The 23,813-nt window shown below is 57.9% G+C and carries 16 protein-coding genes and 3 tRNA genes; 14 read left to right on the forward strand and 5 right to left on the reverse strand.

The window, feature by feature from the left end; all coding sequences use genetic code 11:
• The first annotated feature begins 7 nt into the window (after positions 1-7).
• From ptsP to recD, 11 genes are all read left to right on the forward strand, one after another.
• Positions 8-2,254, forward strand: a complete 2,247-nt coding sequence (gene ptsP / locus LZU96_RS04470) for a phosphoenolpyruvate--protein phosphotransferase (protein WP_233987240.1) — start codon at positions 8-10, stop codon at positions 2,252-2,254.
• A gap of 120 nt (positions 2,255-2,374) precedes the next feature.
• Positions 2,375-3,256, forward strand: coding sequence for a prolipoprotein diacylglyceryl transferase (gene lgt, locus LZU96_RS04475; protein ID WP_094120945.1), 882 nt, complete (start codon positions 2,375-2,377; stop codon positions 3,254-3,256).
• Positions 3,253-4,047: a thymidylate synthase gene (gene thyA / locus LZU96_RS04480; protein WP_233987241.1), complete on the forward strand. Its 795-nt coding sequence runs from the start codon at positions 3,253-3,255 to the stop codon at positions 4,045-4,047. The genes lgt and thyA overlap by 4 nt, the downstream gene beginning before the upstream one ends.
• 192 nt (positions 4,048-4,239) lie before the next feature.
• Positions 4,240-4,710: a prepilin-type N-terminal cleavage/methylation domain-containing protein gene (locus LZU96_RS04485; RefSeq protein ID WP_233987242.1), complete on the forward strand. Its 471-nt coding sequence runs from the start codon at positions 4,240-4,242 to the stop codon at positions 4,708-4,710.
• Positions 4,707-5,234 (forward strand): prepilin peptidase-dependent protein, encoded by a 528-nt coding sequence (locus LZU96_RS04490; RefSeq protein WP_233988129.1) that lies wholly within the window; start codon positions 4,707-4,709, stop codon positions 5,232-5,234. Before LZU96_RS04485 ends, LZU96_RS04490 begins: the two co-directional genes overlap by 4 nt.
• Positions 5,231-5,635, forward strand: coding sequence for a DUF2509 family protein (locus LZU96_RS04495; protein ID WP_233987243.1), 405 nt, complete (start codon positions 5,231-5,233; stop codon positions 5,633-5,635). Before LZU96_RS04490 ends, LZU96_RS04495 begins: the two co-directional genes overlap by 4 nt.
• Positions 5,595-5,921, forward strand: a complete 327-nt coding sequence (locus LZU96_RS04500) for a prepilin-type N-terminal cleavage/methylation domain-containing protein (protein ID WP_233987244.1) — start codon at positions 5,595-5,597, stop codon at positions 5,919-5,921. The genes LZU96_RS04495 and LZU96_RS04500 overlap by 41 nt, the downstream gene beginning before the upstream one ends.
• A gap of 104 nt (positions 5,922-6,025) precedes the next feature.
• Complete coding sequence (gene recC, locus LZU96_RS04505) at positions 6,026-9,403, forward strand: exodeoxyribonuclease V subunit gamma (RefSeq protein ID WP_233987245.1); 3,378 nt, start codon at positions 6,026-6,028, stop codon at positions 9,401-9,403.
• A gap of 108 nt (positions 9,404-9,511) precedes the next feature.
• Positions 9,512-12,403 carry a pitrilysin gene (gene ptrA, locus LZU96_RS04510; protein WP_233987246.1) on the forward strand — a complete coding sequence of 964 codons (2,892 nt, stop codon included), beginning with the start codon at positions 9,512-9,514 and terminating at the stop codon, positions 12,401-12,403.
• A complete protein-coding gene (gene recB, locus LZU96_RS04515; RefSeq protein WP_233987247.1) occupies positions 12,400-15,939 on the forward strand; it encodes an exodeoxyribonuclease V subunit beta in 3,540 nt (1,179 codons plus the stop codon). Before ptrA ends, recB begins: the two co-directional genes overlap by 4 nt.
• The gene (gene recD, locus LZU96_RS04520; RefSeq protein ID WP_233987248.1) at positions 15,936-17,777 is read left to right on the forward strand and encodes an exodeoxyribonuclease V subunit alpha; all 1,842 of its coding nucleotides are present in this window, start codon (positions 15,936-15,938) and stop codon (positions 17,775-17,777) included. The genes recB and recD overlap by 4 nt, the downstream gene beginning before the upstream one ends.
• A gap of 50 nt (positions 17,778-17,827) precedes the next feature.
• On the opposite strand, the gene argA is transcribed toward recD, so the two are convergent.
• Positions 17,828-19,168 (reverse strand): amino-acid N-acetyltransferase, encoded by a 1,341-nt coding sequence (argA, locus tag LZU96_RS04525; protein ID WP_233987249.1) that lies wholly within the window; start codon positions 19,166-19,168, stop codon positions 17,828-17,830.
• 232 nt (positions 19,169-19,400) lie between these two features.
• Between argA and amiC the strand changes: the two genes are divergently transcribed.
• Positions 19,401-20,645 carry an N-acetylmuramoyl-L-alanine amidase AmiC gene (amiC, locus tag LZU96_RS04530; protein ID WP_233987250.1) on the forward strand — a complete coding sequence of 415 codons (1,245 nt, stop codon included), beginning with the start codon at positions 19,401-19,403 and terminating at the stop codon, positions 20,643-20,645.
• A 156-nt stretch (positions 20,646-20,801) separates the two neighbouring features.
• Here amiC and LZU96_RS04535 read toward each other — a convergent pair.
• The 3 genes from LZU96_RS04535 to LZU96_RS04545 all read right to left on the reverse strand — a co-directional run bounded on the left by LZU96_RS04535 (position 20,802) and on the right by LZU96_RS04545 (position 21,165).
• A tRNA-Met gene (locus LZU96_RS04535) sits at positions 20,802-20,878 on the reverse strand.
• 66 nt (positions 20,879-20,944) lie between these two features.
• Positions 20,945-21,021: transfer RNA gene (locus tag LZU96_RS04540), tRNA-Met, on the reverse strand.
• A gap of 67 nt (positions 21,022-21,088) precedes the next feature.
• Positions 21,089-21,165 (reverse strand) — tRNA-Met (locus tag LZU96_RS04545).
• Between the two features lie 203 nt (positions 21,166-21,368).
• Here LZU96_RS04545 and mltA point away from each other — a divergent pair.
• Together mltA and tcdA are read left to right on the forward strand one after the other, a co-directional pair.
• Positions 21,369-22,517 (forward strand): murein transglycosylase A, encoded by a 1,149-nt coding sequence (gene mltA / locus LZU96_RS04550; RefSeq protein ID WP_094120825.1) that lies wholly within the window; start codon positions 21,369-21,371, stop codon positions 22,515-22,517.
• A gap of 48 nt (positions 22,518-22,565) precedes the next feature.
• Complete coding sequence (tcdA, locus tag LZU96_RS04555) at positions 22,566-23,378, forward strand: tRNA cyclic N6-threonylcarbamoyladenosine(37) synthase TcdA (RefSeq protein WP_233987251.1); 813 nt, start codon at positions 22,566-22,568, stop codon at positions 23,376-23,378.
• On the opposite strand, the gene csdE is transcribed toward tcdA, so the two are convergent.
• Complete coding sequence (gene csdE, locus LZU96_RS04560) at positions 23,357-23,812, reverse strand: cysteine desulfurase sulfur acceptor subunit CsdE (protein WP_233987252.1); 456 nt, start codon at positions 23,810-23,812, stop codon at positions 23,357-23,359. The two genes, tcdA and csdE, sit on opposite strands and share 22 nt — an antisense overlap.
• Between the last annotated feature and the right edge of the window lies 1 nt (position 23,813).

Consider the following 23,813-nt stretch of genomic DNA (forward strand, 5'->3'; position numbering starts at 1 on the left):
GCCCTTTATGCTCACTCAGTTGCGCGAAATTGTAGAAAAAGTGGCGAGTGCGCCGCGTCTGAATGAAGCACTCGACATTCTGGTCAATGAGATCTGTCTGGCGATGGAAACGGAAGTCTGTTCCGTTTACCTCGCCGATCACGATCGTCGCTGCTATTACCTGATGGCGACGCGCGGCCTGAAAAAGCCGCGTGGCCGCACCGTGACGCTGGCGTTCGACGAAGGCATCGTCGGTTTAGTCGGTCGTCTGGCCGAGCCGATCAACCTCGCCGACGCGCAAAGTCATCCCAGTTTTAAATATATCCCCGCGGTGAAAGAGGAGCGCTATCGCTCCTTCCTCGGCGTGCCGATTATCAGCCGTCGCCAGCTACTGGGCGTGCTGGTGGTACAGCAGCGTGAACATCGTCAGTTTGATGAGAGCGAAGAGTCGTTTCTGGTCACGCTGGCCACGCAGATGGCGGCGTTGCTGTCGCAATCCCAGATGGGGCAGCTGTTTGGTCAGTTCCGTCAGACCCGGATACGTGCCATCGCCGCCGCGCCAGGCGTGGCGGTAGCACCGGGCTGGGTCGATGAGACGCAGCCGCTGCTCGATCAGGTCTCCGCGGCCTCAACGCTGGATGTTCAGCGTGAGCGTGAACGCCTGTCGCTCGCCATGAGCGAAGCCGCCAGCGAATTTCGCCGTTTCAGCAAGCGTTTCAGTGCCAGCGTGCAGAAAGAGAGCGCGGCGATCTTTGACCTCTATTCCCACCTGTTAACCGATGCCCGCCTGAAGAAAGATCTGTTCGATGAGATCGAACGCGGATCGGTGGCGGAGTGGGCGGTTAAACAGGTGATCGAGAAGTTTGCCGAACAGTTCGCCAGCCTGACCGACAGCTATCTGCGGGAACGCGCGGGTGATCTGCGCGTGCTGGGTCAGCGTCTGTTATTCCATCTCGATGATTCGCTGGTCGGCACCAACGCCTGGCCGGAGCGGTTTGTGCTGGTGGCGGATGAACTGACTGCCACCTCGCTGGCGGAGCTGCCGCACGAGCGGCTGGCTGGCGTGGTGGTGCGCGACGGTGCCGCTAACTCCCATGCGGCGATCCTGACGCGTGCCATGGGTATCCCGACGGTCATGGGTGCCGATATCCTGCCGCATCAGCTGAATAAACGGCTGCTGATCGTCGATGGTTACCGTGGCGAGCTGTTAATCGATCCCGAACCGGTGCTGGTGCAGGAGTATCAGCGGCTGATCAGCGAAGAGAACGCGCTGAGCAAAACGGCCGAAGGGGTCGTCGATCAACCCGGTGAGCTGAAAAGCGGCGAGCGGGTGCAGGTGATGCTGAACGCCGGATTAAGTCCGGAGCATGAACAGGCGCTCGGCAGCTGGGTTGACGGCATCGGCCTCTATCGCACCGAAATCCCCTTTATGCTGCAGAACGGCTTCCCGTCAGAAGAGGAGCAGGTGGCACAGTATCAGGGCATGTTGCAGCTGTTTCACAACAAGCCGGTCACGCTGCGCACCCTTGATGTGGGCGCGGATAAACAGCTGCCCTACATGCCGATCAGTGAAGAGAATCCCTGCCTGGGCTGGCGCGGTATCCGCCTGACGCTCGACCAGCCGGAAATTTTCCTGGTCCAGGTGCGTGCCATGCTGCGGGCGAATGCGGCCTCCGGCAACCTCAGTATTCTGTTGCCGATGATCAGTCATATCGACGAAATCGACGAGGCGAAACGGCTGATCGAACGCGCCGGTCGCGAAGTGGAAGAGATGCTGGGCTACACCATCCCCACGCCGCGCATCGGTATCATGATTGAAGTGCCGTCGATGCTGTTTATGATCCCGCATCTGGCGTCGCGCGTCGACTTTGTCTCGGTCGGCACCAACGATCTGACCCAGTATCTGCTGGCGGTGGACCGCAACAACACCCGCGTGGCCAATCTCTACGACTCGCTGCACCCGGCGATGCTGCGCGCCCTGCACGCTATCGCCCGCGAAGCCCGTCAGGCCAATCTTGAACTCTGCCTGTGTGGTGAAATGGCAGGCGATCCGATGTGTGTCGCGCTGCTGGTGGGGATGGGGTATCACCATCTCAGCATGAACGGTAAAAATGTGCCGCGCGTGAAATACCTGCTGCGCCATCTGGATCAGGAAGAAGCGCAGAAGCTCAGTGAACAGGGAATGAATGCGCATACCGCTACCGAGGTTCGCCATCTGGTCTCTACCTTTATGGAGCGGCGTGGACTGGGCGGTCTGATCCGCGGAGGCCGCTAAGCGTTATCCGCATTTACATTTCGGCGTCAACTGACAAAACCGGCTGTGCTATGATGCGCAGCCTTAATTTATGTGCCTGTTAACGCCCTTTTTTCAGGGCCGAAGAATAGACGGTGAATGATGAATAACGGCTATATTGCATTTCCGCAGTTCGATCCGGTGATCTTCTCGATCGGACCGGTTTCGCTGCACTGGTACGGTCTGATGTATCTGGTCGGCTTTGTTTTCGCCATGTGGCTGGCGGTGCGTCGCGCCAACAAGCCCGGCAGCGGCTGGAAAAAAGAGGAAGTGGAAAACCTGCTGTATGCCGGTTTCCTCGGCGTGTTCCTTGGCGGCCGTATCGGTTACGTGCTGTTCTACAATTTACCGCTGTTCCTGGAAAATCCGCTCTATCTGTTCAAAGTCTGGGATGGCGGCATGTCATTCCACGGTGGCCTGATTGGGGTGATTGTGGTGATGCTGGTCTTCGCTCGCCGCACTAAACGCCATTTCTTCCAGGTGGCTGATTTCATCGCCCCGCTGATCCCGTTTGGTCTCGGTGCAGGCCGTCTTGGCAACTTCATTAACGGCGAGCTGTGGGGCCGTGTCGATCCGGGGTTCCCGTTTGCTATGCTGTTCCCGGGCTCACGCAGCGAAGATGTCGCGCTGGCCGCCACCAACCCACAATATCAGGCGCTGCTCAATACCTACGGCGTGCTGCCACGTCATCCTTCGCAGCTTTATGAACTGATTCTTGAAGGGGTGGTGCTGTTCATCATTCTTAACCTGTTTATTCGTAAGCCGCGCCCGATGGGCAGCGTCTCTGGCCTGTTCCTGATCGGTTACGGCGCATTCCGTATTATCGTCGAGTTCTTCCGCCAGCCGGATGCCCAGCTTGGCCTGTTTGAAGGCGGAATCAGTATGGGGCAGATTCTCTCCGTCCCCATGATTATTGCCGGTATCGCCATGATGATCTGGGCCTATCGTCGTCGTCCACAGCCACAATTTCGTGAGGAAAAATGAAACAGTATCTGGACCTGATGCAACATGTGCTGAATGAAGGCACGCCAAAAGCTGACCGTACCGGAACCGGCACGCTTTCAATTTTTGGTCACCAGATGCGTTTCAATCTGCAGGATGGGTTTCCGCTGGTCACCACGAAAAAATGCCATATCCGATCCATCATTCATGAGCTGCTGTGGTTCCTGAAAGGTGACACCAACATCGGTTACCTGAAGGAGAATAATGTCTCAATCTGGGATGAGTGGGCGGATGAACAGGGCGATCTTGGCCCGGTTTATGGCAAGCAGTGGCGTAGCTGGGGCACCGCCAGCGGCGAAGAGATTGACCAGATCAGCAAAGTGATCGAGCAACTGAAACGCGACCCTGACTCACGGCGGATCATCGTCTCAGCCTGGAACGTGGGTGAACTGGATCAGATGGCGCTGGCACCGTGCCACGCCTTCTTCCAGTTCTACGTGGCTGACGGCAAGCTCTCATGCCAGCTTTATCAGCGCTCCTGCGACATCTTCCTGGGTCTGCCGTTCAACATTGCCAGTTATGCGCTGCTGGTGCATATGGTGGCGCAGCAGTGCGACCTGCAGGTCGGTGACTTCGTCTGGACCGGCGGAGATACTCACCTCTACAGTAACCATCTGGAGCAGGCGCGCCTGCAGCTGACCCGCGAGCCGCGTCCGCTGCCGAAGCTGGTCATTAAGCGTAAACCCGCTTCGTTGTTTGACTATCAGTTCGATGATTTCGACATTGAAGGTTACGATCCGCATCCGGCCATTAAGGCGCCGGTCGCGATTTAACCCATGCAAATGAAAAAGCCCCGGTGATGCTCTGCACGCCGGGGCTTTTTTTATGCCTGAGCGGTAAAAATATGCGGCACGGCTCGCAGCGTCATGCCACTGAATGTCTGATGATCGTTTTCTCTGCGATGTCGCTTCCAGCCTCCCAACAGCCCGCTTGTTCCCGCTTTCATCACCCGGCACGCTAGCGCCATGAAAAGATACCCGTTACGCGGTTTTACCCTGCCGGAACTGCTGGTGGTGATGGTGATCGCCGGCATCCTGAGCCTCGGTGCACTTCACGGCTGGCAGCGCTGGCAGCAACGGCAGCAGCTGCGCGATACCGCCCAGCAGCTGCAGGGATTTCTGTTGCGGCTGCGTGCTCAGGCGTTCCGGCAAAATCGTGACCTGATCCTCTGGTCACGTGCGGGCCAACCCTGGTGTCTTGGCAGCGGCAGTCCGCCATCAGGGCCATGTCAGGCAGGAAAGCGGCTGCATTTCGTCGCACCGTACTCTGACGTAACCTTGTACGAATTACGCGGTGAGCCGGGTTTTTACGGTCGTCGCAACGTAGCCAGAGCAGGCAGCCTTGAGCTGGGTAATGACGCAGGCCGGCTGCGGCTGATTATTTCGGCCCGGGCGCGCATCCGTTTTTGCTTTACCGAAGATGAGGCGTGCCGTTGAAAGCGGCCGGATTCAGCCTGCTGGAGATGCTGATCGCAATGGCGATTGGCGCGGTGCTGATGGTCAGCGCCGGACGTTTCTTGCCGCTGCTGCTGGGCGAAAACGTCGAATTGTTGCAGCGGGCGCAGCTGCGTCAGGAGCTTCAGCAGATCATGGCCACGCTGGAAAAGGCGGTGCGGCGTGCCGGCTATTGCCACGGCGAGTGTGGCAGCGGCGCGCTGACAATCAGTGAAAACTGTCTGCTGCTGCGCTGGGATGAGAACAGCAACGGTCAGTGGGAAGGCGTTAACCAGGCGGACAGCGATCACTACGGCTATCGCCTGCGGTTGCAACAGCTGGAGATGCAGCGTGGGGTTGGTGACTGCGGTTCTGGCGGCTGGGAACGGCTCTCCGATCCGGCTTTCCTGACGCTGGAGCAGTTCAGTGTGACCCGCCAGCAGAAGCTAATCCGGTTACGGTTGCAGGGACGAGCCGGACGCTGGCTGGAAACGGTGGAAAGCTGGGTAGAGGGTGAAAACCTGTGAAGCAGCGGGGCAGCAGCACGCTGGGCATGGTGTTAATGCTGTTAGTGATCGGCAGCCTGACGCTGCATGCCAGCCGGAAAATGCTGGAGCAGGGGATGCTGTTACTGGCTGACGAGCAGCAGTTCATACAGGATTTCTGGCGGGCGCAGTCGGCACTGCAATGGGGCTTAACCCAACGCTGGCCGGCGGGCGAAACGGCCGGTTGCCAGCTTAACGAAGGCGAGGGCTGGCGCAGTTGTCTACAGCGAGGTGAAGATGGAAAAGGGCTGCTCAAAGGTGAGGCCAGCGGCAGTGGCACCGCGGTGTGGCAGTGGGTCACACGCCAGCAGGGCCAGATTCAGGCGCTGCCGCACGGCTGGATTGACTACTGTCCGCTCACCAGGCCAGGCGACTGTCTCTGAGAACGGCGGATTCAGCCTGCCGGAAGCGTTATTTGCTCTGCTGTTAATGGCATTAAGCAGCAGTGCGCTTTTACAGTATCATCGCGCGCTGGTTCGCGGGTTCAGCCAGCAGTGGGAGCAGCGCGAGGCGTGGCGGGTAGCGGAACAACGTCTGGTCGGGCAGGCGGTCGCAGGCTGGCATTCCACCCTGCAACGCCAGAGCAGCCCGACAGGCTGTGTGCAGGAACGGGCCGATGTCCAGGGGCCGCAGCAGCGTACGGCTACCCTGACGCGATTACGCTGTTAAACCGCAGTCGCAAACGCCCTTTTGATGGGCTTCAACCACGATCCGCGGTAGAGTTACCGGGCCGCAATACCGCAGTTATGTTCTGAGTTACCACAGGAGTTTTCATGTTTCACGTTTATCACTCAAATCAGCTTGATGTGCTGAAGATTCTGGCGGCTGCGGTGATTAAACATGATCCACTGGATGACCCTTTCGCCTCAGAGATGGTGCTGGTGCAAAGCCCGGGGATGGCGCAGTGGCTGCAAATGGAGCTGGCCCAGACCTTTGGTATCGCCGCCAACATCGAATTTCCACTGCCGGCCAGCTTTATCTGGGAGATGTTCGTTCGGGTGCTGCCCGACATTCCGGTAGAGAGCGCGTTCAGCAAAGCCAGCATGAGCTGGAAGCTGATGCATCGTCTGCCGGAAATGCTGGAGCACGAGGAATTTATCTCGCTGCGCCACTACCTGCATGACGATGGCGACAAACGTAAACTGTTCCAGCTGAGCTCGCGGGTGGCGGATCTGTTTGACCAGTATCTGGTCTATCGCGCCGACTGGCTCAACAGCTGGGAGCGCGGTGAAACCATTGAGGGACTGGGCGAGGCGCAGCGCTGGCAGGCGGCGCTGTGGCGCGATCTGGTCAGCTATACCGAAACCCTGCGCCAGCCTAAATGGCATCGTGCCAACCTCTATGCGCGTTTTATTCAGACGCTGGAGCAGGCGCAGCACACGCCAGAAAATCTGCCGAAGCGGGTCTTTATCTGTGGCATCTCCGCCTTGCCACCGGTCTATCTTCAGGCGTTGCAGGCGCTGGGACGCCATATCGATATCCATCTGCTGTTTACCAATCCCTGCCGCGATTACTGGGGCGATATTCAGGATTATGCCTTTCTGGCGAAGCTGCAAAGCCGTCAGCGTCGGCGTCATGGCGCGGATGAACAGCGCGGACTGTTCCGTGACGTGGAACAGGCGCCTGCGCTCTTCAATGAGGCGGGTGAACAACAGCTGACGAACCCTCTGCTTGCCTCATGGGGCAAGCTGGGGCGTGACAATCTTTTTCTGCTCAGCCAGATGGAAGATAATGACGACATCGACGCCTTTGTTGAGGTGGAAGAAGACAATCTGCTGCACTGCCTGCAGTCCGATCTGCTCAACCTGCAGGACAACGCGGTCATCGGGCTGAACGCCGCCGAACTGGCGCACAGCGATCAGAAACGCCGGCTCGATCCCGCCGATCGCTCAGTGGCGGTACAGGTGTGCCACAGTGCCCAGCGTGAAGTTGAAGTGCTGCAGGATCACCTGTTAGCGTTGATGGAGGCCAACCCGGCGCTGAAAGCGCGTGACATTATTGTCATGGTGGCCGATATCGACGCTTATGCGCCCTTTATTCAGGCCGTTTTCGCCAACGCGCCTGCGGACCGTTATTTACCCTTTGCCATTTCAGATCGCCGCGCCAGCCAGGCACATCCGGCGATTGTCGCGTTCCTGCACCTGCTGGCGCTGCCGGATAGCCGCTTTGTCTCAGAAGATGTACTGGCGCTGCTGGATGTGCCGGCGCTGGCCAGCCATTTCGCCATCGATGAAAGCGGTCTGCGCCTGCTGCGACGTTGGGTTAGTGAGTCGGGGGTGCGCTGGGGGCTGGATGACGCCAGCGTGGAAGCCCTGTCATTACCGATTACCGGCCAGCACACCTGGCGCTTTGGTCTGCAGCGTATGCTGCTGGGCTATGCGATGGAAAGCCACAACGGTGACTGGCAAGGCATTCTGCCGTATGACGAATCGAGTGGTCTGGTGGGCGAACTGGCCGGGCATCTGGCGGAGCTGTTGTCGCGGCTTAACCACTGGCGGCAGCGGCTGGCCGAACCACGACCGCTGCAGGCCTGGCTGCCGCTATGCCGCGAGTTGCTGAACGCCTTTTTCAGCCCGGATGCGGAGACCGAAGCGGCGTTGCTGCTGGTTGAAGAGCAGTGGCAGGCGCTGATTGAATATGGCATGGACGCCCGCTTTGAAGAGGCGATACCGGTCACCCTGCTGCGTGACGATCTCCGCAGCCGGCTGGATCAGCAGCGTATCAGCCAGCGTTTTCTTGCCGGACAGATCAACTTCTGTACCCTGATGCCGATGCGGTCGATTCCGTTCCAGGTGGTTTGTCTGCTGGGGATGAATGATGGCGTTTATCCGCGCACCTTAGCGCCGTTAGGTTTTGATTTGATGCAACAAAAGTCACGCAAAGGCGATCGCAGCCGCCGTGACGATGACCGTTATCTGTTTCTGGAAGCGCTGATCTCTGCACAGCAGCAGCTCTACATCAGCTATATCGGGCGGGCTATTCAGGATAATACGGAACGCTACCCGTCGGTGCTGGTCACAGAACTGCTGGACTATATCGGTCAGAGTTTTTATCTGGAGGGTGATGAAGAGCGCGATCTGGATGAGAGTGCGGCGCGGGTGCGGGAGCATCTGCAGCATCTGCACAGCCGGATGCCGTTTGCTGCCGATAACTTCCAGCCAGCCGCCAGACTGCAGAGCTTTGCCCGCGAATGGCTACCGGCCGCGCAGGGAACGGGAGAGCCACAACCCGATTTTGTCCAGCCGCTGGCGGCACCGACGATTGAGACGCTGACGCTGGAGGCGTTTCTGCGCTTCTGGCGCCATCCGGTGCGGGCATGGTTTCATCAACGGCTCGGGGTCAATTTCTGGCTGGAAGAGAACGAACTGCCCGACAGCGAACCCTTTGCTCTTGATAATCTGGAGCGTTATCAGATTAACGCGCAGCTGCTGAATGCGCTGGTGGAAGGGGAGGATACCCAGCGGCTCTATGCGCACCACCGTGCGGCGGGTAATCTGCCTTACGGTGCGTTTGGTGAACTGTTCTGGCAGGCGCAGCGTGACGAGATGCAGGAAGTGGCGGCAGAAGTGGTTACCCAGCGCAGCGAAGGCGAGAGCTGGGAAGTCAATCTGCAGCTGGAACAGGTCAGCCTGACCGGCTGGCTGACGCAGGTGCAGAGTGACGGACTATTGCGCTGGCGGCCAGGTGTGCTGAACATGAACGACGGCCTGCTGCTCTGGCTGGAGCATCTGGTCTACTGCGCACTGGGCGGAACCGGCAGCAGCCGGATGTATGGCCGGCAACACAGTCGCTGGTGCTTTCTGGCGGTAAGTCAGCAGGAGGCTCTTACGGCGCTGAATGATTATGTCGCGGGCTACCTGGCCGGTATGCGCCAGCCGCTGATGCTGCTTAACAAAAGCGGCGGCGCCTGGTTAACGGCCAGCTATGACAAAAAAAACCAGCAACTTCTGACTGATGAGGCGACCCAGCTTAAAGCGCGTAATCGCCTGCTGACGGCGTGGTCAGGCAGTTATCAGGTAGAGGGTGAAGGCAGCGATCCCTACCTGCAACGCCTGTGTCGCGTGCTGGAAGAGACACAGCTACACCAGATAACTGAGGCGGCACAGCGCTGGTATTTACCGGTGCTGGCTGCACATCAGGATGATGAATAGCAGGCCAGGCAGCAGATTTGTTTACTGGCTAATTACACAGAAAGTTTGCTCTGCGTTGAGCCGCGGTGTCAGACACTGACGGTTTATTGGGTAAGGTAAGGGGTTTACATGCGGATATACGCACGCTGGCTGGCAACGCTGCTGATGAGTCTGGTGGCTTTCACAGCACTGGCGCAGACAGAAACGGGCTGGCAGCCGATTAATGAAGTCATTCGCAAGAGTGAACACGATCCTCGTCAGTATCAGGCCATCCGGCTCGACAACGGAATGACGGTATTACTGGTTTCCGATCCGGTGGCACCTAAGTCGCTGGCGGCGCTGACCTTACCGATTGGCTCTCTGGACGATCCCGATCAGCAGCTTGGTCTGGCGCACTATCTGGAGCATATGGTGCTGATGGGCTCTGCCCATTACCCGCAGCCGGACAATCTGGCTGAGTTCCTGAAAAAGCACGGTGGCAGCCACAATGCCAGCACCGCCTCTTACCGCACCGCCTTCTATCTGGAAGTGGAAAATGCTTCGCTGGAGCCAGCAGTGGATCGCCTGGCCGATGCAGTTGCCGCGCCGCTGCTGGACCCGGTGAACGCTGATCGGGAACGCCATGCGGTCAATGCTGAACTGACGATGGCGCGCTCGCGCGATGGTTTACGTATGGCGCAGGTTGGGGCGGAAACCCTTAACCCGGCTCATCCTGCTTCGCGCTTTTCCGGCGGTAACCTCGACACGCTGAAAGATAAGCCCGACAGTAAACTGCATCAGGCGCTGCAGGACTTTTACCACTCGCATTACTCCGCCAATCTGATGAAGGCGGTCATTTACAGCAATAAAACGCTGCCCGAGATGGCATCGATTGCCGCGAAAACCTTTGGTCGGGTCGCTAACCACAACGCCACTGTGCCGGCGATTACCGTGCCGGTGGTGACCGCGGAACAGCAGGGCATCCTGATCCACTATGTTCCGGCTCAGCCGCGCAAACAGCTTAAAATTGAGTTTCGTATTGGCAATAACAGCGATCGTTTTCGCAGCAAAACAGACACCCTGATCAGCTACCTGATCAGCAATCGCAGTAAAAATACCCTGACCGACTGGTTGCAAAAGCAGGGACTGGCCGATGGCGTCAATGCCGGTGCAGACCCGATGACCGATCGTAACGGCGGCGTTTTTGCCATTACCGCCTCGCTGACCGACAAAGGTCTGGCGCAACGTGACGAAGTGGTTGCAGCTATTTTTAGCTATATCAATCTGTTGCGTGAGCAGGCGGATGATAAGCGCTATTTCGATGAGGTCTCGCGCGTCCTGGCGCTCGATTTCCGCTATCCCTCCATCACCCGGGATATGGACTACATCGAATGGCTGGCCGACACCATGCTGCGGGTACCGGTTGAACACACGCTGGATGCGCCCTATCTGGCGGATCAGTACGATGCTGCGGCGATCAAAGCACGGCTCGATGAGATGACGCCGCAGCAGGCGCGTATCTGGTATATCAGTCCGCAGGAACCGCACAATAAACAGGCTTACTTTGTGGATGCGCCGTATCAGGTTGAAAAAATAGCGCCACAGATGTTTGCTGACTGGCAGCAACGCGCCAGCCAGATTGCGCTGTCGATGCCGACGCTGAACCCCTATATTCCGGATGACTTCACCCTGCTGCCAGCGGACGGGAAACAGTATCCGCATCCGGTCAGGCTGGAAAATGATGCCGGGATGCGCATTTACTGGATGCCCAGTCAGTTTTACGCCAGTGAGCCAAAGGCTGCGATCACGCTGGCGCTGCGCAACAAACATGCCATCAGCGACGCGCGCCAGCAGGTCCTGTTTGGCCTGAATGACTATCTCTCCAGTCTGGCGCTGGATGAGCTTAATTCACAGGCGTCGGTGGGCGGCATCAGTTTCTCCACCGGCGAGAATGAGGGGCTGGTATTCAGCGCCAGCGGCTTTACCCAGCGTCTGCCCACTCTGCTGAAGAAGCTGGTGGAAGGGTATGCCACTTTCCAGCCCACGCCACAGCAACTGGAGCAGGCCAAATCCTGGTATCTGGAACGGCTTGACGCGGCAGAGAAAGGAAAAGCCTTTGAACAGGCGATTCAGCCGATGCAGCTGCTATCACAATTGCCCTATACCCAGCGCGAGACGCGTCGCAAGCTGGTGAGCACGATCACACTTAACGACGTCACGGCTTATCGCGATCAACTGTTCCGCGCGGCAACGCCGGAAATGATGGTGGTAGGCAACCTCAGCGCCGATAGCGTGATTCAGCTGGGTCGCGAACTGAAACAGCAGATGCAGAGTAACGGGACCGACGCCTGGCGCAGCAAATATGTGACCTTCGAAAAACCGCTGAAAGCGAACCTGCAGCAGAAGGGCAGCAGTACCGATTCTGCCCTGGCGGCGCTTTATATTCCGCTGGGCTATGGCGAATATCAGAGCATGGCGAACAGCTCGATGCTGAGCCAGATTGTGCAGCCGTGGTTCTACAACCAGTTACGTACTGAAGAGCAACTCGGCTATGCGGTATTTGCCTTCCAGATGCCGGTGGGACGCCAGTGGGGAATTGGCTTCCTGCTGCAGAGCAACAGCAAACAACCCGCCTTGCTGCTGCAGCGTTATCAGGCCTTCTATCCGCAGGCGGAAAAACGCTTACGCAACATGAGCCAGGCCGACTTTGCTCAATACCAGCAGGCGATGATCAACGATCTGCAACAGCGGCCTCAGACCCTCGACGAGGAAGCGGATCGCTACAGTCGCGACTTTGACCGCCAGAACGACGCATTTAATACGCGCCAGAAAGTGATCGCCCAGATTAAACAACTGACGCCCGCCAGCCTGGCCGATTTCTTCCAGCAGGCGGTGATAGATCACACGGGTATGGTGATGACCTCGCAGATTGCGGGCAACAGTGATGAAAAAGTGGCCTTTGCCGCGTTGCCAGGCTGGAAAACCTGGAGCGAAGTGGCACAGTTGCAGCAGTCGCTGCCGGTAAAGAGTGAGACCCAATGACGCAGTTACCGCCTGAATCGCTGAACCCTTTAACACTGCCGCTCAGAGGCGAGCGGCTGATTGAGGCCTCAGCGGGCACCGGAAAAACCTTTACCATTGGCTTACTCTATCTGCGCCTGCTGCTGGGCCTTGGCGGTGAGAACGCCTACAGCCGGCCTCTGTCGGTTGAAGAAATTTTAGTCGTAACCTTTACCGAGGCCGCCACCGCTGAACTGCGCGGGCGTATCCGGGAGAATATCCATCAGCTGCGGCTGGCCTGCATCCGCGGTAAAAGCAGCGATTCGATGCACCAGTTGCTGCTTGATCAGATACCCGACTTAACGCACGCCGCCGCGCAGCTGCTGGCGGCAGAGCGACAGATGGATGAAGCCGCCATCTTTACCATCCACGGCTTCTGCCAGCGGATGCTCAACCTCAATGCGTTTGAATCCGGCATGCTGTTTGAGCAGGAGCTGATTGAGGATGAACAGGCGTTGCTGAAGCAATCCACCGCTGATTTCTGGCGTCGGCAGTGTTATCCGCTGTCGCTTGACGTGGCGCGAGTGATTGCCGCGGAATGGAGCGGACCGGACAGTCTGCTGACCACGCTGCGCCCCTGGCTCCAGGGCGAATCGCCCAGCCTGAAACGTCCGCCAGCCGCCGATGAAACGCTGGCGTCACGTCACGCCCGCAATCTGGCACGCATCACCTCAATCAAGCAGCAGTGGCAGTCGCTCAGTGCTGATGTTGAAGGCATCATCGGCGCTTCCGGCGTCGATAAGCGCAGCTACAGCAGCAAGAATCTGCCGATCTGGGTTGCGAAAGTGACACAGTGGGCCAACAGCGAAACGCTGGATTACCAGTTGCCGAAAGAGCTGGAGCGATTTGGTCAGCAGCAGCTGGAGGAGAAAACCAAAAAAGGCGAAGCGCCACGCCATCCGGTGTTTGAGGCGATCGATCAGTTTCTGGCGGAGCCTTTATCGCTGAGGGATGTGATCATTGCCCAGGCGCTGACCGACGTGCGCGCCACTGTTCAGCGTGAGAAACGGCTGCGGGCGCTGTTAGGCTTTGATGACCTGCTGAGTAAGCTCGATGAGGCGTTGCAGCAGCCGGGCGGTATCCTGCTGGCTGAGACCATTCGGGCGCGCTTTCCGGTCGCCCTGATCGATGAATTTCAGGATACCGATCCGCAGCAATATCGCATTTTCCGCACGCTCTATATCAACCAGCCGGAACAGGCGCTGCTGTTAATCGGTGACCCTAAGCAGGCAATTTATGCGTTTCGCGGCGCGGACATTTTTACCTATCTGCGGGCGCGAAACGAAGTTAGTGCTCACTACACGCTCGATACTAACTGGCGCTCATCGCCGGAAATGGTCGATAGCGTAAATCGCCTGTTTTCACAGCTGGAATCGCCGTTTCTGTTCTCCGCCATTCCGTTCCTGCAGGTGAAACCGGCCGCGCCGAATCAGGCGCTGAAACTGATCTATGACGATCGGCCACAACCGGCGCTGCGCTTCTGGTTACAGCCGGGTGCAGGCGTCGGCAGCAGTGATTATCAGCAGTTTATGGCGCGTCAGTGTGCGGCGGATATCAGCCGCTGGCTGGTGGCCGGGCAGCAGGGTCGGGCATTGCTGGGAAAAGGCGAGGCACTGCAACCGGTGCGTGCGTCTGACATCACGGTGCTGGTCCGCAGCCGCAACGAAGCGGGATTGATCCGCGATGCGCTCAATGCATTGTCGATTCCTTCCGTCTATCTCTCCAGTCGCGACAGCGTCTACACCACGCCTGAAGCGCGAGAGTTGCTGTGGCTGCTGCAGGCGATTCAGGCACCGGAGCAGGAACGCCTGGTGCGCAGCGCGCTGGCGACCTCGATCTTCGCCATTGATGCCGCCACGCTGGATGCGCTGACCCAGAATGAGCGCGAGTGGGATGCGCTGGTCGAGCAGTTTGCCCTCTGGCAGCAGCTCTGGCACCAGCGTGGCGTGTTACCGATGCTGCGCGACGTGATGATCAAGCGTCAGCTGGCTGAGAATATGCTCGCCTCCGAAAACGGTGAGCGCCGTCTGACCGACCTGATGCATCTGGGCGAACTGTTGCAGGAAGCCTCAGTGCAGCTCGACAGTCCGCATGCGCTGGTGCGTTTTCTGGCCCAGCAGATTGCCCGGCCCAATAGTCAGTCGGCCAGCCAGCAGCTGCGGCTGGAAAGCGATCGTCACCTGGTGCAAATCGTCACCATCCATAAATCGAAAGGGCTGCAATACCCGCTGGTCTGGCTGCCGTTTGCCGCTGGCTACCGTGAGGCGGCCAGTGCGCTTTATCACGATCGTGAAAGTTTTGCTGCCTTACTGGATGTGCAGGGCGATGCTCAGAGCATGGCGCTGGCCGAAGAGGAGCGCCTGGCCGAAGATTTACGTCTGCTCTATGTGGCCCTGACCCGTTCGGTTTATCACTGCAGCGTCGGTATTGCCCCGTTGATAAAGGGAACGCGTAAAAAAGAGGGCGAAAGCGATCTGCATAAAAGTGCGCTGGGTTATCTGGTGCAGCGGGGCGAAGCGGCCGATGCGGAGCAACTCAGCCAGCGTCTGGCGGCGTTAAGCGGTAACGGGATTGAGGTTATCGCAGATGATTTGCGGCCAGGCGAAACATGGCAGGATCGGCCAGCCGGCGATCAGGCATTAAGCAGCCGTGAAGTCACGCGTGCGCTGGCAGATGCCTGGCGGGTCACCAGTTATTCAGGGCTGCAACAGCACCACAGCTCGGCGCTGCTGGATGCGCTGCCCAATTTTGATATCGACGCGGCAGGTGAAGAGGAGGGCAGTGAAGACGCGGCGCTCACGCCCCACCATTTCCCGCGCGGTGCCGCACCCGGCACCTTTTTACACGGTTTGTTTGAATCGATCGATTTTGCCGAACCGCCGGATGAAATCTGGCTGGAAGATCAGTTACAGCACCACGGCTATCCGCTGAGCTGGTTACCGGTCATCCAGCAGTGGATCGAACGGGTCCTGCATACGCCGCTTAACGCTGACGGCCTGACGCTGTCGGCAATAAAAAGCAGTGACCGGCTGATCGAGATGGAGTTTTATCTGCCGATTAATCATCTGCTGACCGCGGCCGATCTCGACGATCTGTTGCGCCGTCACGATCCGCTGTCACGACAGGCGGCAGCGCTCGATTTCCGCCAGGTGCGGGGCATGCTGAAAGGTTTTATCGATCTGGTGTTCCGCTGGCAGGGAAAATATTATCTGCTCGACTATAAGTCGAACTGGCTGGGGGAGAGCCACGCGGCATATACGCCCGAGGCGATGGCGCAGGCGATGATCGACCACCGCTATGACCTGCAGTATCAGTTATATACCCTGGCGCTGCATCGCTATCTTCAGCACCGCCTGCAGGATTATGATTATCAGCGCCACTTCGGCGGGGTGTTTTATCTGTTTTTACGCGGGATGGATGGCAGTTCGCCGGATAACGGTATTTTTGCCACCCGTCCCGGCGAAGCCTTTATTGAAGAGATTGATGCGTTGTTTGGTCATACCACGGAGTTGTCATGAGTGAAATGCTGAGCCTGCTGCTTCAGGCGGTTGAGAAGCGTCTCCTGCGGCCGTTAGATATTCAGTTTGCCCGCCTGCTGGCGGAAGAATCACAACCGGCACTGCTGCTCGCGGCGGCCTGCGTTAGCGCGGAAGCGGGGGAAGGTCACGTCTGTCTGCCGCTGGATAACCTCAGCGAAGCGGGTCTGTTTGCGGGCCGTCAGCCCGCGCTGGCGCAGGCACTGTGGCAGGCTGCCGGTGCGCCGGATGACTGGTTATCACTGCTGGCCGACTGGGCAGCCGTCAGTGACGGCAGCCTGATTACCCCGCTGGTGCTCAGTAATCGCCGTCTCTATCTGCATCGCCTGTGGCACAGCGAGGGCCGGGTCGCGAGCTTCTTTGCCCTGCAGGAGGTGAAGTCGGCATTTGACGCCCAGGCGGCAAGTGAAGTGCTGAATACGCTGTTCGGCACGCGTCCGGATGACTGGCAGAAAATTGCCGCCGCGGTGGCGCTGACCCGCAAGACCGCGGTGATTTCCGGCGGACCCGGAACCGGTAAAACCACCACGGTGGCGAAATTACTCGCCGCGCTGATCCGGCTGAATCCTGGCAACTTACGGATTCAGTTAGCCGCTCCGACCGGCAAAGCCGCGGCGCGCCTCACCGAGTCGCTGGGTAACGCGCTGCAGAATTTAGCCGTTAGCGAGGAAGAGCGCCGACGCTTCCCGACGGAAGCGACCACACTGCATCGGCTGCTGGGCGCGCAGCCAGATACCCAGCGTCTGCGCTATCACGCCGGTAATCCCCTGCATCTCGATGTGCTGGTGGTTGATGAAGCCTCAATGGTCGATCTGTCGATGATGGCGAAGCTGATCGCCGCACTGCCGGCCCATGCGCGGGTGGTTTTTCTTGGCGATCGTGACCAGCTGGCGTCGGTTGAGGCGGGTGCCGTGCTGGGCGATATCTGTCGCTGTACCGAGAGCGGCTACAGCCTGGCGCGTGCGGAACAGCTCGCGTTGCTGACCGGATGTGCGCTGCAGGGCAGTGACGATCGGCTGGCACCCGCGGTACGTGACAGTATCTGTCTGCTGCAAAAAAGTTACCGTTTTGACGCCAAATCAGGCATTGGTCAGCTGGCTCAGGCCATTAACCTGGGGGATGCGCAGCAGGTGAAAGCGGTTTTCGCCGCAGGCTTTCAGGATCTCTGCTATCAGCCGTTAACCAGTGGCGAGGCTTATCAGGCGATGCTGGATGAGGTGGCACAGGGCTATCAGCCTTATCTGCAGCTGATCAGGCAGCAGGCGTCACCTGCCGAAGTGCTGACGGCCTTTGGTCGCTATCAGCTGCTGTGTGCGTTACGTGACGGGCCCTTTGGCGTGCACGGGCTAAACCAGCGTATTGAACAGCGGCTGACGCAGCTGCAGCGTATTCGTCGTCCCGCTATCGGCGGGCGCTGGTACCTGGGCCGGCCGGTTATGATTACCCGTAACGACAGTGCGCTGGGGCTGTTCAACGGCGATATCGGCATTACGCTGCGCGACGAAGAGGGCAACCTGAAGGTCTTTTTCCCGTTGCCGGATGGCAACATCAAAGCGATTCAGCCGAGCCGCCTGCCATCGCATGAAACCGCCTGGGTGATGACGGTACATAAATCACAGGGATCGGAGTTTGATCATACCGCGCTGGTAATGCCAACGCAGTTCCTGCCGGTACTGACCCGTGAGCTGGTCTACACCGCGATAACGCGCGCCCGTAAACAGCTGACGCTCTACAGCGATCCGGGCGTATTCCAGCGGGCCGTGCAGCTGCAAACCCAGCGGCGTAGTGGTCTGGTAGAGCGACTGGGCGAGGCAGGATAATCCCCCGTCAGCGCGGGCCGGCGGCATCAGTCGCCCGGCCCGTTCAGCCCTTACAGCGTATGGCGGGTCAGATCGGCCATCAGGACCTTGGAGCGGCGCTGATAGTTATACATCTCTTTTTTACTCTCAGGCAGCGACTCAATATCGACCGGCGTAAAGCCGCGCTCCTGGAACCAGTGGATGCTGCGGGTGGTTAACACAAACAGCTTCTGCAGCCCCATCTGACGCGCCTGTAACGCCACACGCTGCAGCAACATTTCGCCGCGCGATGAGCTGCGATAGTCAGGATGAACCGCCACGCAGGCCATTTCACCGATCTTCTCATCCATAAAGGGATAGAGCGCGGCACAGGCTATCGTCAGGTTGTCGCGCTGGATGATAGTGAATTTATCAATCTCCATCTCCAGTTGTTCGCGTGAGCGACGCACCAGAATCCCCTGTTGCTCCAGCGGCCGGATCAGTTCGAGAATGCCGCCGATATCATTGATATTGGCGCGCCGGATCTGCTCGGCAGACTCCATCACGATCTGCGTGCCGATACCGTCACGAGAGAAGAGCTCCTGCAACAGCGCGCCATCTTCCTGATAGCTGATTAAATGGCTGCGCCGTACGCCACTGCGGCAGGCTTTGACCGCGCCGCGCAGGAAACGAACGGTGCCGGAGAGGTAATCGCCATCGCTTTCCATCTCGTCAATACGCGCCTGGGCATCATTCGGGAACAGCTCGGAGATAATGTTGCCTTCGCTATCCAGTGCGCCCTGTTCTGAGCAGAAGCCGATCATTTTTTCCGCTTTAAGTTTAATCGCCAGTTGGGTCGCCACCTCTTCCGAGGTCAGGTTAAAACTCTCACCGGTCACCGACACCGCCACCGGACCGAGCAGCACAATCGCGTCGTTATCCAGCTGACGATGAATAGCCTCTTCATCGATACGACGAATACGCCCGCTGTGACAATAATCGACGCCATCATCCACACCCAGCGGCTGCGCAATGATGAAGTTGCCGCTGACTACATTGATATGCGCGCCCTGCAGCGGCGTATTGTTGAGGCTCATGGAGAGACGGGCAGTAATATCTAACTGCAGACGACCGGCCGCCTGCTTCACGAGTTCCAGCGATTGCGCATCGGTAACGCGGGTAAACTTGTGATAAACCGGCTCAAGCTGATGTTCCGCCAGGCTGGCATCAATTTGCGGACGGGCGCCATAGACCACCACCAGGCGGATGCCGAGGCTGTGCAGCAGACCAATATCGTTGACGATGCCTGAGAAGTTCTCATGCTCAATCGCTTCGCCGCCCAGCATGATGACAAAGGTCTTGTTCCGGTGGGCATTGATATAGGGAACGGTATGGCGAAAACCCTGAACCAGTTCAGTACTACGTTCCTTCACGGCCAGTCCTCAGTGAATGATTATTCGAATTTTTTGTATTTTTATGCTTTTAGCCGCGATTTTGCAAGCGTTAATCCTGACGAAAATTTACGTTTTTTCGGGTGCCAAAGCCGCTAACAGCCTGCATTATTTAGGATTTCCGGGGTGACATCACCTTGCGGATTGGATAAAGTTTTCGCCGCCATTTTATTAACTGGCGCTTTTTTAGACATTACACAGCAGCTGGAGCGGCATGTCGGATTTTAATTCCCCCTTTTCACGCAGACGATTTTTACAAGGAAGCGGTGCCTTACTGCTGTTAAGCGTTAGCCGGGTCGGTTTGGCGGCGAAAAGCCATATCGTCGCGGTGCGTATCTGGCCGTCATCGACCTACTCGCGTATGACGCTGGAGTCGAATGTGGCGCTGAAATACAGGCAGTTTGCGCTGAGCAATCCGGAACGGCTGGTAATTGATATTGAAGGGCTGCATCTCAATCCGGTACTGAAAGGGGTCGACAAGCAGGTGAGGGTGGATGATCCCTTTATCAAAAATGCGCGCGTCGGCCAGTTCGACAGCAACACGGTGCGGGTGGTGCTGGAGCTAAAGCGCAGTGTCGCACCCAAAATTTTTAATCTGTCGCCGGTGGCAGGCATTAATCACCGGCTGGTGGTGGATCTCTATCCCAGCCAGAATCAGGTGGAGGACGATCCCCTGCTGGCGCTGCTGAAGGATTATAACCAGGGCGATCTGGAAAAAAATGAAACGGTGCAGGCACCGTTGCCGGGCAAAGCCGGACGTGATCGTCCAATCATTATCATGATCGATCCCGGCCATGGCGGTGAAGATCCCGGTGCACACGGCAAACATAAAACCCGCGAGAAAGATATTGTGCTGAAGATTGGCCGGCGGCTGAAAGCGTTGATCGATAAAGAAGCCAATATGAAAGCCTACATGACGCGCAACGAGGATGTGTTTATTCCGCTGCGCGTCAGAGTCGCCAAAGCCCGCAAGCAGCGCGCCGATTTGTTCGTTTCGATTCATGCTGATGCGTTTACCAGCCGGGCGGCGCGCGGCTCTTCGGTGTTTGCTCTCTCAACCAGCGGCGCCACCTCGGCCGCAGCCCGCTTCCTTGCCCAGACCCAGAATGAATCTGACCTGATTGGCGGCGTCAGCAAGAGCGGCGATCGCTATCTCGACCACACCATGTTCGATATGGTGCAGCGGCAAACCATCCACGACAGCCTGAAGTTTGGCAAAGAGGTGCTGCACCGCATGGGGCGCATCAACCATCTGCACAAACGAACGGTGGATCAGGCCGGATTTGCGGTGCTGAAAGCGCCTGATATCCCGTCAATCCTGGTGGAGACGGCTTTTATCAGTAATGTCGAAGAGGAACGTAAGTTGCGCACCACGCGCTATCAGCAGCAGGTAGCGGAGGCGATTCTGCACGGCATCAAAGCGTATGTGGAGAGTGGGGCGGCACTGGCGCATCGGTAAATGGCAGCGGGTAGCCTGCGCTATCCGTTGAGCTCCGATGACGAAGAGGATGTTCAATGAAGAAGAGGATGTTCAATGAAGAAGAGGATGTTCAATGAAGAAGAGGATGTTCAGACGGCAGAAACAAAAAAACACCCTTTCAGGTGTTTAAATGATTGGTTGCGGGGGCCGGATTTGAACCGACGACCTTCGGGTTATGAGCCCGACGAGCTACCAGGCTGCTCCACCCCGCGTCCGTGTCGTACTTTTTGCGCTTAGCGACTTTCAGATTATCACTTCTGTAAACTGCACAGAAGTATTGGTTGCGGGGGCCGGATTTGAACCGACGACCTTCGGGTTATGAGCCCGACGAGCTACCAGGCTGCTCCACCCCGCGTCCGTATCGTACTTTTTGCGCTTAGCGACTTTCACATTGTAACTTCTGTAAACTGCTGCAGAAGTATTGGTTGCGGGGGCCGGATTTGAACCGACGACCTTCGGGTTATGAGCCCGACGAGCTACCAGGCTGCTCCACCCCGCGTCCGTGGATGCGCACTATACTCCGCGCGTTATTTGATGCAACCCCTTTTTGCACACAAAGGCCAAATTTACAGTCAGTTGCTGAAGGATTCAACCATCTGATGAATTATTGAACTGATAGCCGGAGGCAGAAAGCGGATGGATTTCATTCTGCCGGGGGCTTTGCTATCGTCGCGGGACGAACATTTATAAAAAGAGACCATAATGAAAGCACACTGGGCCAGGATTGCTGTGACCGGCGCGTTGATCGCCCTGCTGGCGAGCTGTAGTTCTAAACCGACCGATCGCGGTCAGCAATATAAAGATGGCAAACTGGAACAGCCGCTGGCGCTGGTGAATCAGCCGAATGCCAAAGGCAGCCCGGTCAATGGCCGCGACTTTGGCGAGCAGGTGCGCCAGATTCAGACCGCATCATCCGGGCTGTACAGCCGCCAGAATGGAACCTACAGCGCGATTGAAAGCTGGCTGATGGCCGGTGCAGATACCCGCCAGCTGCAGCAGTTTGGCCTGAATGCCTGGCAGATGGAAGGTACGGATAACTACGGTAACGTGCAGTTCACCGGTTACTACACGCCGGTGGTTGAAGCGCGCTATACCCGTCAGGGTGAATTTCAGTATCCGATCTACCGGATGCCACCGCGTAAGCGCGGCGAGAAACTGCCAAGCCGCGCCTCTATCTATAGTGGCGGCCTCGATGACCGCTACGTCATCGCCTACAGCAACTCGCTGATTGATAACTTCATGATGGATGTGCAGGGCAGTGGCTACGTTGATTTTGGCGATGGTCGTCCGATGACCTTCTTTGGTTACGCCGGTAAAAATGGCTGGGGTTATCACAGTATCGGTAAAGAGCTGATCGATCGTGGTGAAGTGAAGCGTGAAGATATGTCGATGCAGGCGATTCGTCAGTGGGCGCAGGAACACTCGCCGCAGGAAGTCCGCTCGCTGCTGGAAACCAACCCATCTTTTGTCTTCTTTAAGCCGGAGCCGTTTACGCCGGTGCGGGGCGCCAGCGCGGTGCCGCTGGTTGCCAAAGCCTCGGTAGCGTCTGACCGTTCAATCATTCCGGCCGGAACGGCACTGCTGGCGGAAGTGCCGCAGCTAAATGAAAAAGGCAAATTCAACGGCAAATATGAGATGCGCCTGATGGTGGCGCTGGATGTGGGTGGCGCGATTAAAGGCCAGCACTTCGACATCTATCAGGGGATCGGGCCGGACGCCGCCCATCTGGCGGGCTTCTATAACCATTATGGCCGCGTCTGGGTACTGAAAGCCGCGCCGGGTGCCGGACAACCGCTGTTCTCCAGCCCGCAAAACGGTAATAATGGCTCACTGCTACTCGGTTCCAACTAATTTCTTCTCTGCGGGCCTGCGGGCCCGCACGACGTTACAGGTTCAAATATGAAAGTGTTAAATGATGCCTGGCACCAGCGGTTTGGTGGCACGGCGCGTCTGTATGGTCAGGATGCGTTGCAGCGTTTTGCTGATGCGCATTTCTGCGTCATCGGAATTGGCGGCGTCGGCTCCTGGGCGGCTGAAGCGCTGGCGCGCACCGGTATCGGCAAAATCACCCTGATTGACATGGATGATGTCTGTATCACCAATACCAACCGGCAGATTCATGCGCTCAACGGCAACGTCGGCAAAGCCAAAACAGAGGTGATGGCGGAGCGGCTGCGCGCAATAAATCCCGACTGCGAAGTGATCTGTATCGACGACTTTATTACGCCGGACAACACCGCCGAACTGATGGCGGCGGGTTTCGATTATGTGATCGATGCGATCGACAGCGTGCGGCCTAAAGCGGCGCTGATCGCCTGGTGTCGCCGCAACAGGATCCCCCTGATCACCACCGGCGGCGCGGGCGGTCAGATCGATCCGACGCAGATCCAGGTAGCCGATCTGGCGAAAACCATTCAGGACCCGCTGGCGGCTAAGTTGCGCGAACGGCTGAAAACTTTTGGCGTGGTGAAAAACAGTAAGGGGAAACTCGGCATCGACTGCGTCTTTTCTACCGAGGCGCTGGTCTATCCACAGCCTGACGGCAGCGTGTGTGCTTCACGCAGCACCGCTGAAGGGCCGAAAAGAATGGACTGCGCCGCCGGTTTTGGCTCAGCCACGATGGTGACCGCAACTTTTGGTTTTGTCGCCGTCTCACACGCGCTGAAGAAATATCTGGCACGCGCTGCCCGTCAGGCCGAACCCAGCGCCTGACGCGCCGACTGCTGGACCGCGGTTGAGAGCGCCTGTAATCCGCTGCTGCGTGAGGCGCTGAGCTGGGCGCGCAGACCCAGCTCATCGAACAGCGCCAGCGGATCGTTTTCCAGCAGCGTTTGCGGCGTCTGACCTTCCACCGCGGTAAGCAGTACCGCCAGCAGACCGCGAACGATGCGGCCTTCACTGTCACCATAGAAGTGCAGCGTGCCGTCCGGACGCAACTGGCTGCTCAGCCAGACCCGGTTTTCACAGCCGCTTAACTCAATCCCGGCTTTTTTAAGCGTCTCCGGTAACGCGGGCAGCTGACGACTCAGCTGAATCAGCTGGCGATAGCGATCTTCCCACTGGTGAAAGCGGCTAAAGGTCTCCTTCAGGCTTTCAACCGTAATCAACTCGCCAAATGGATGTGGCGCTAACAGCGGTGAACTCATC

Source organism: Pantoea agglomerans, from assembly GCF_021397715.1.
GTDB lineage: Bacteria > Pseudomonadota > Gammaproteobacteria > Enterobacterales > Enterobacteriaceae > Pantoea > Pantoea astica.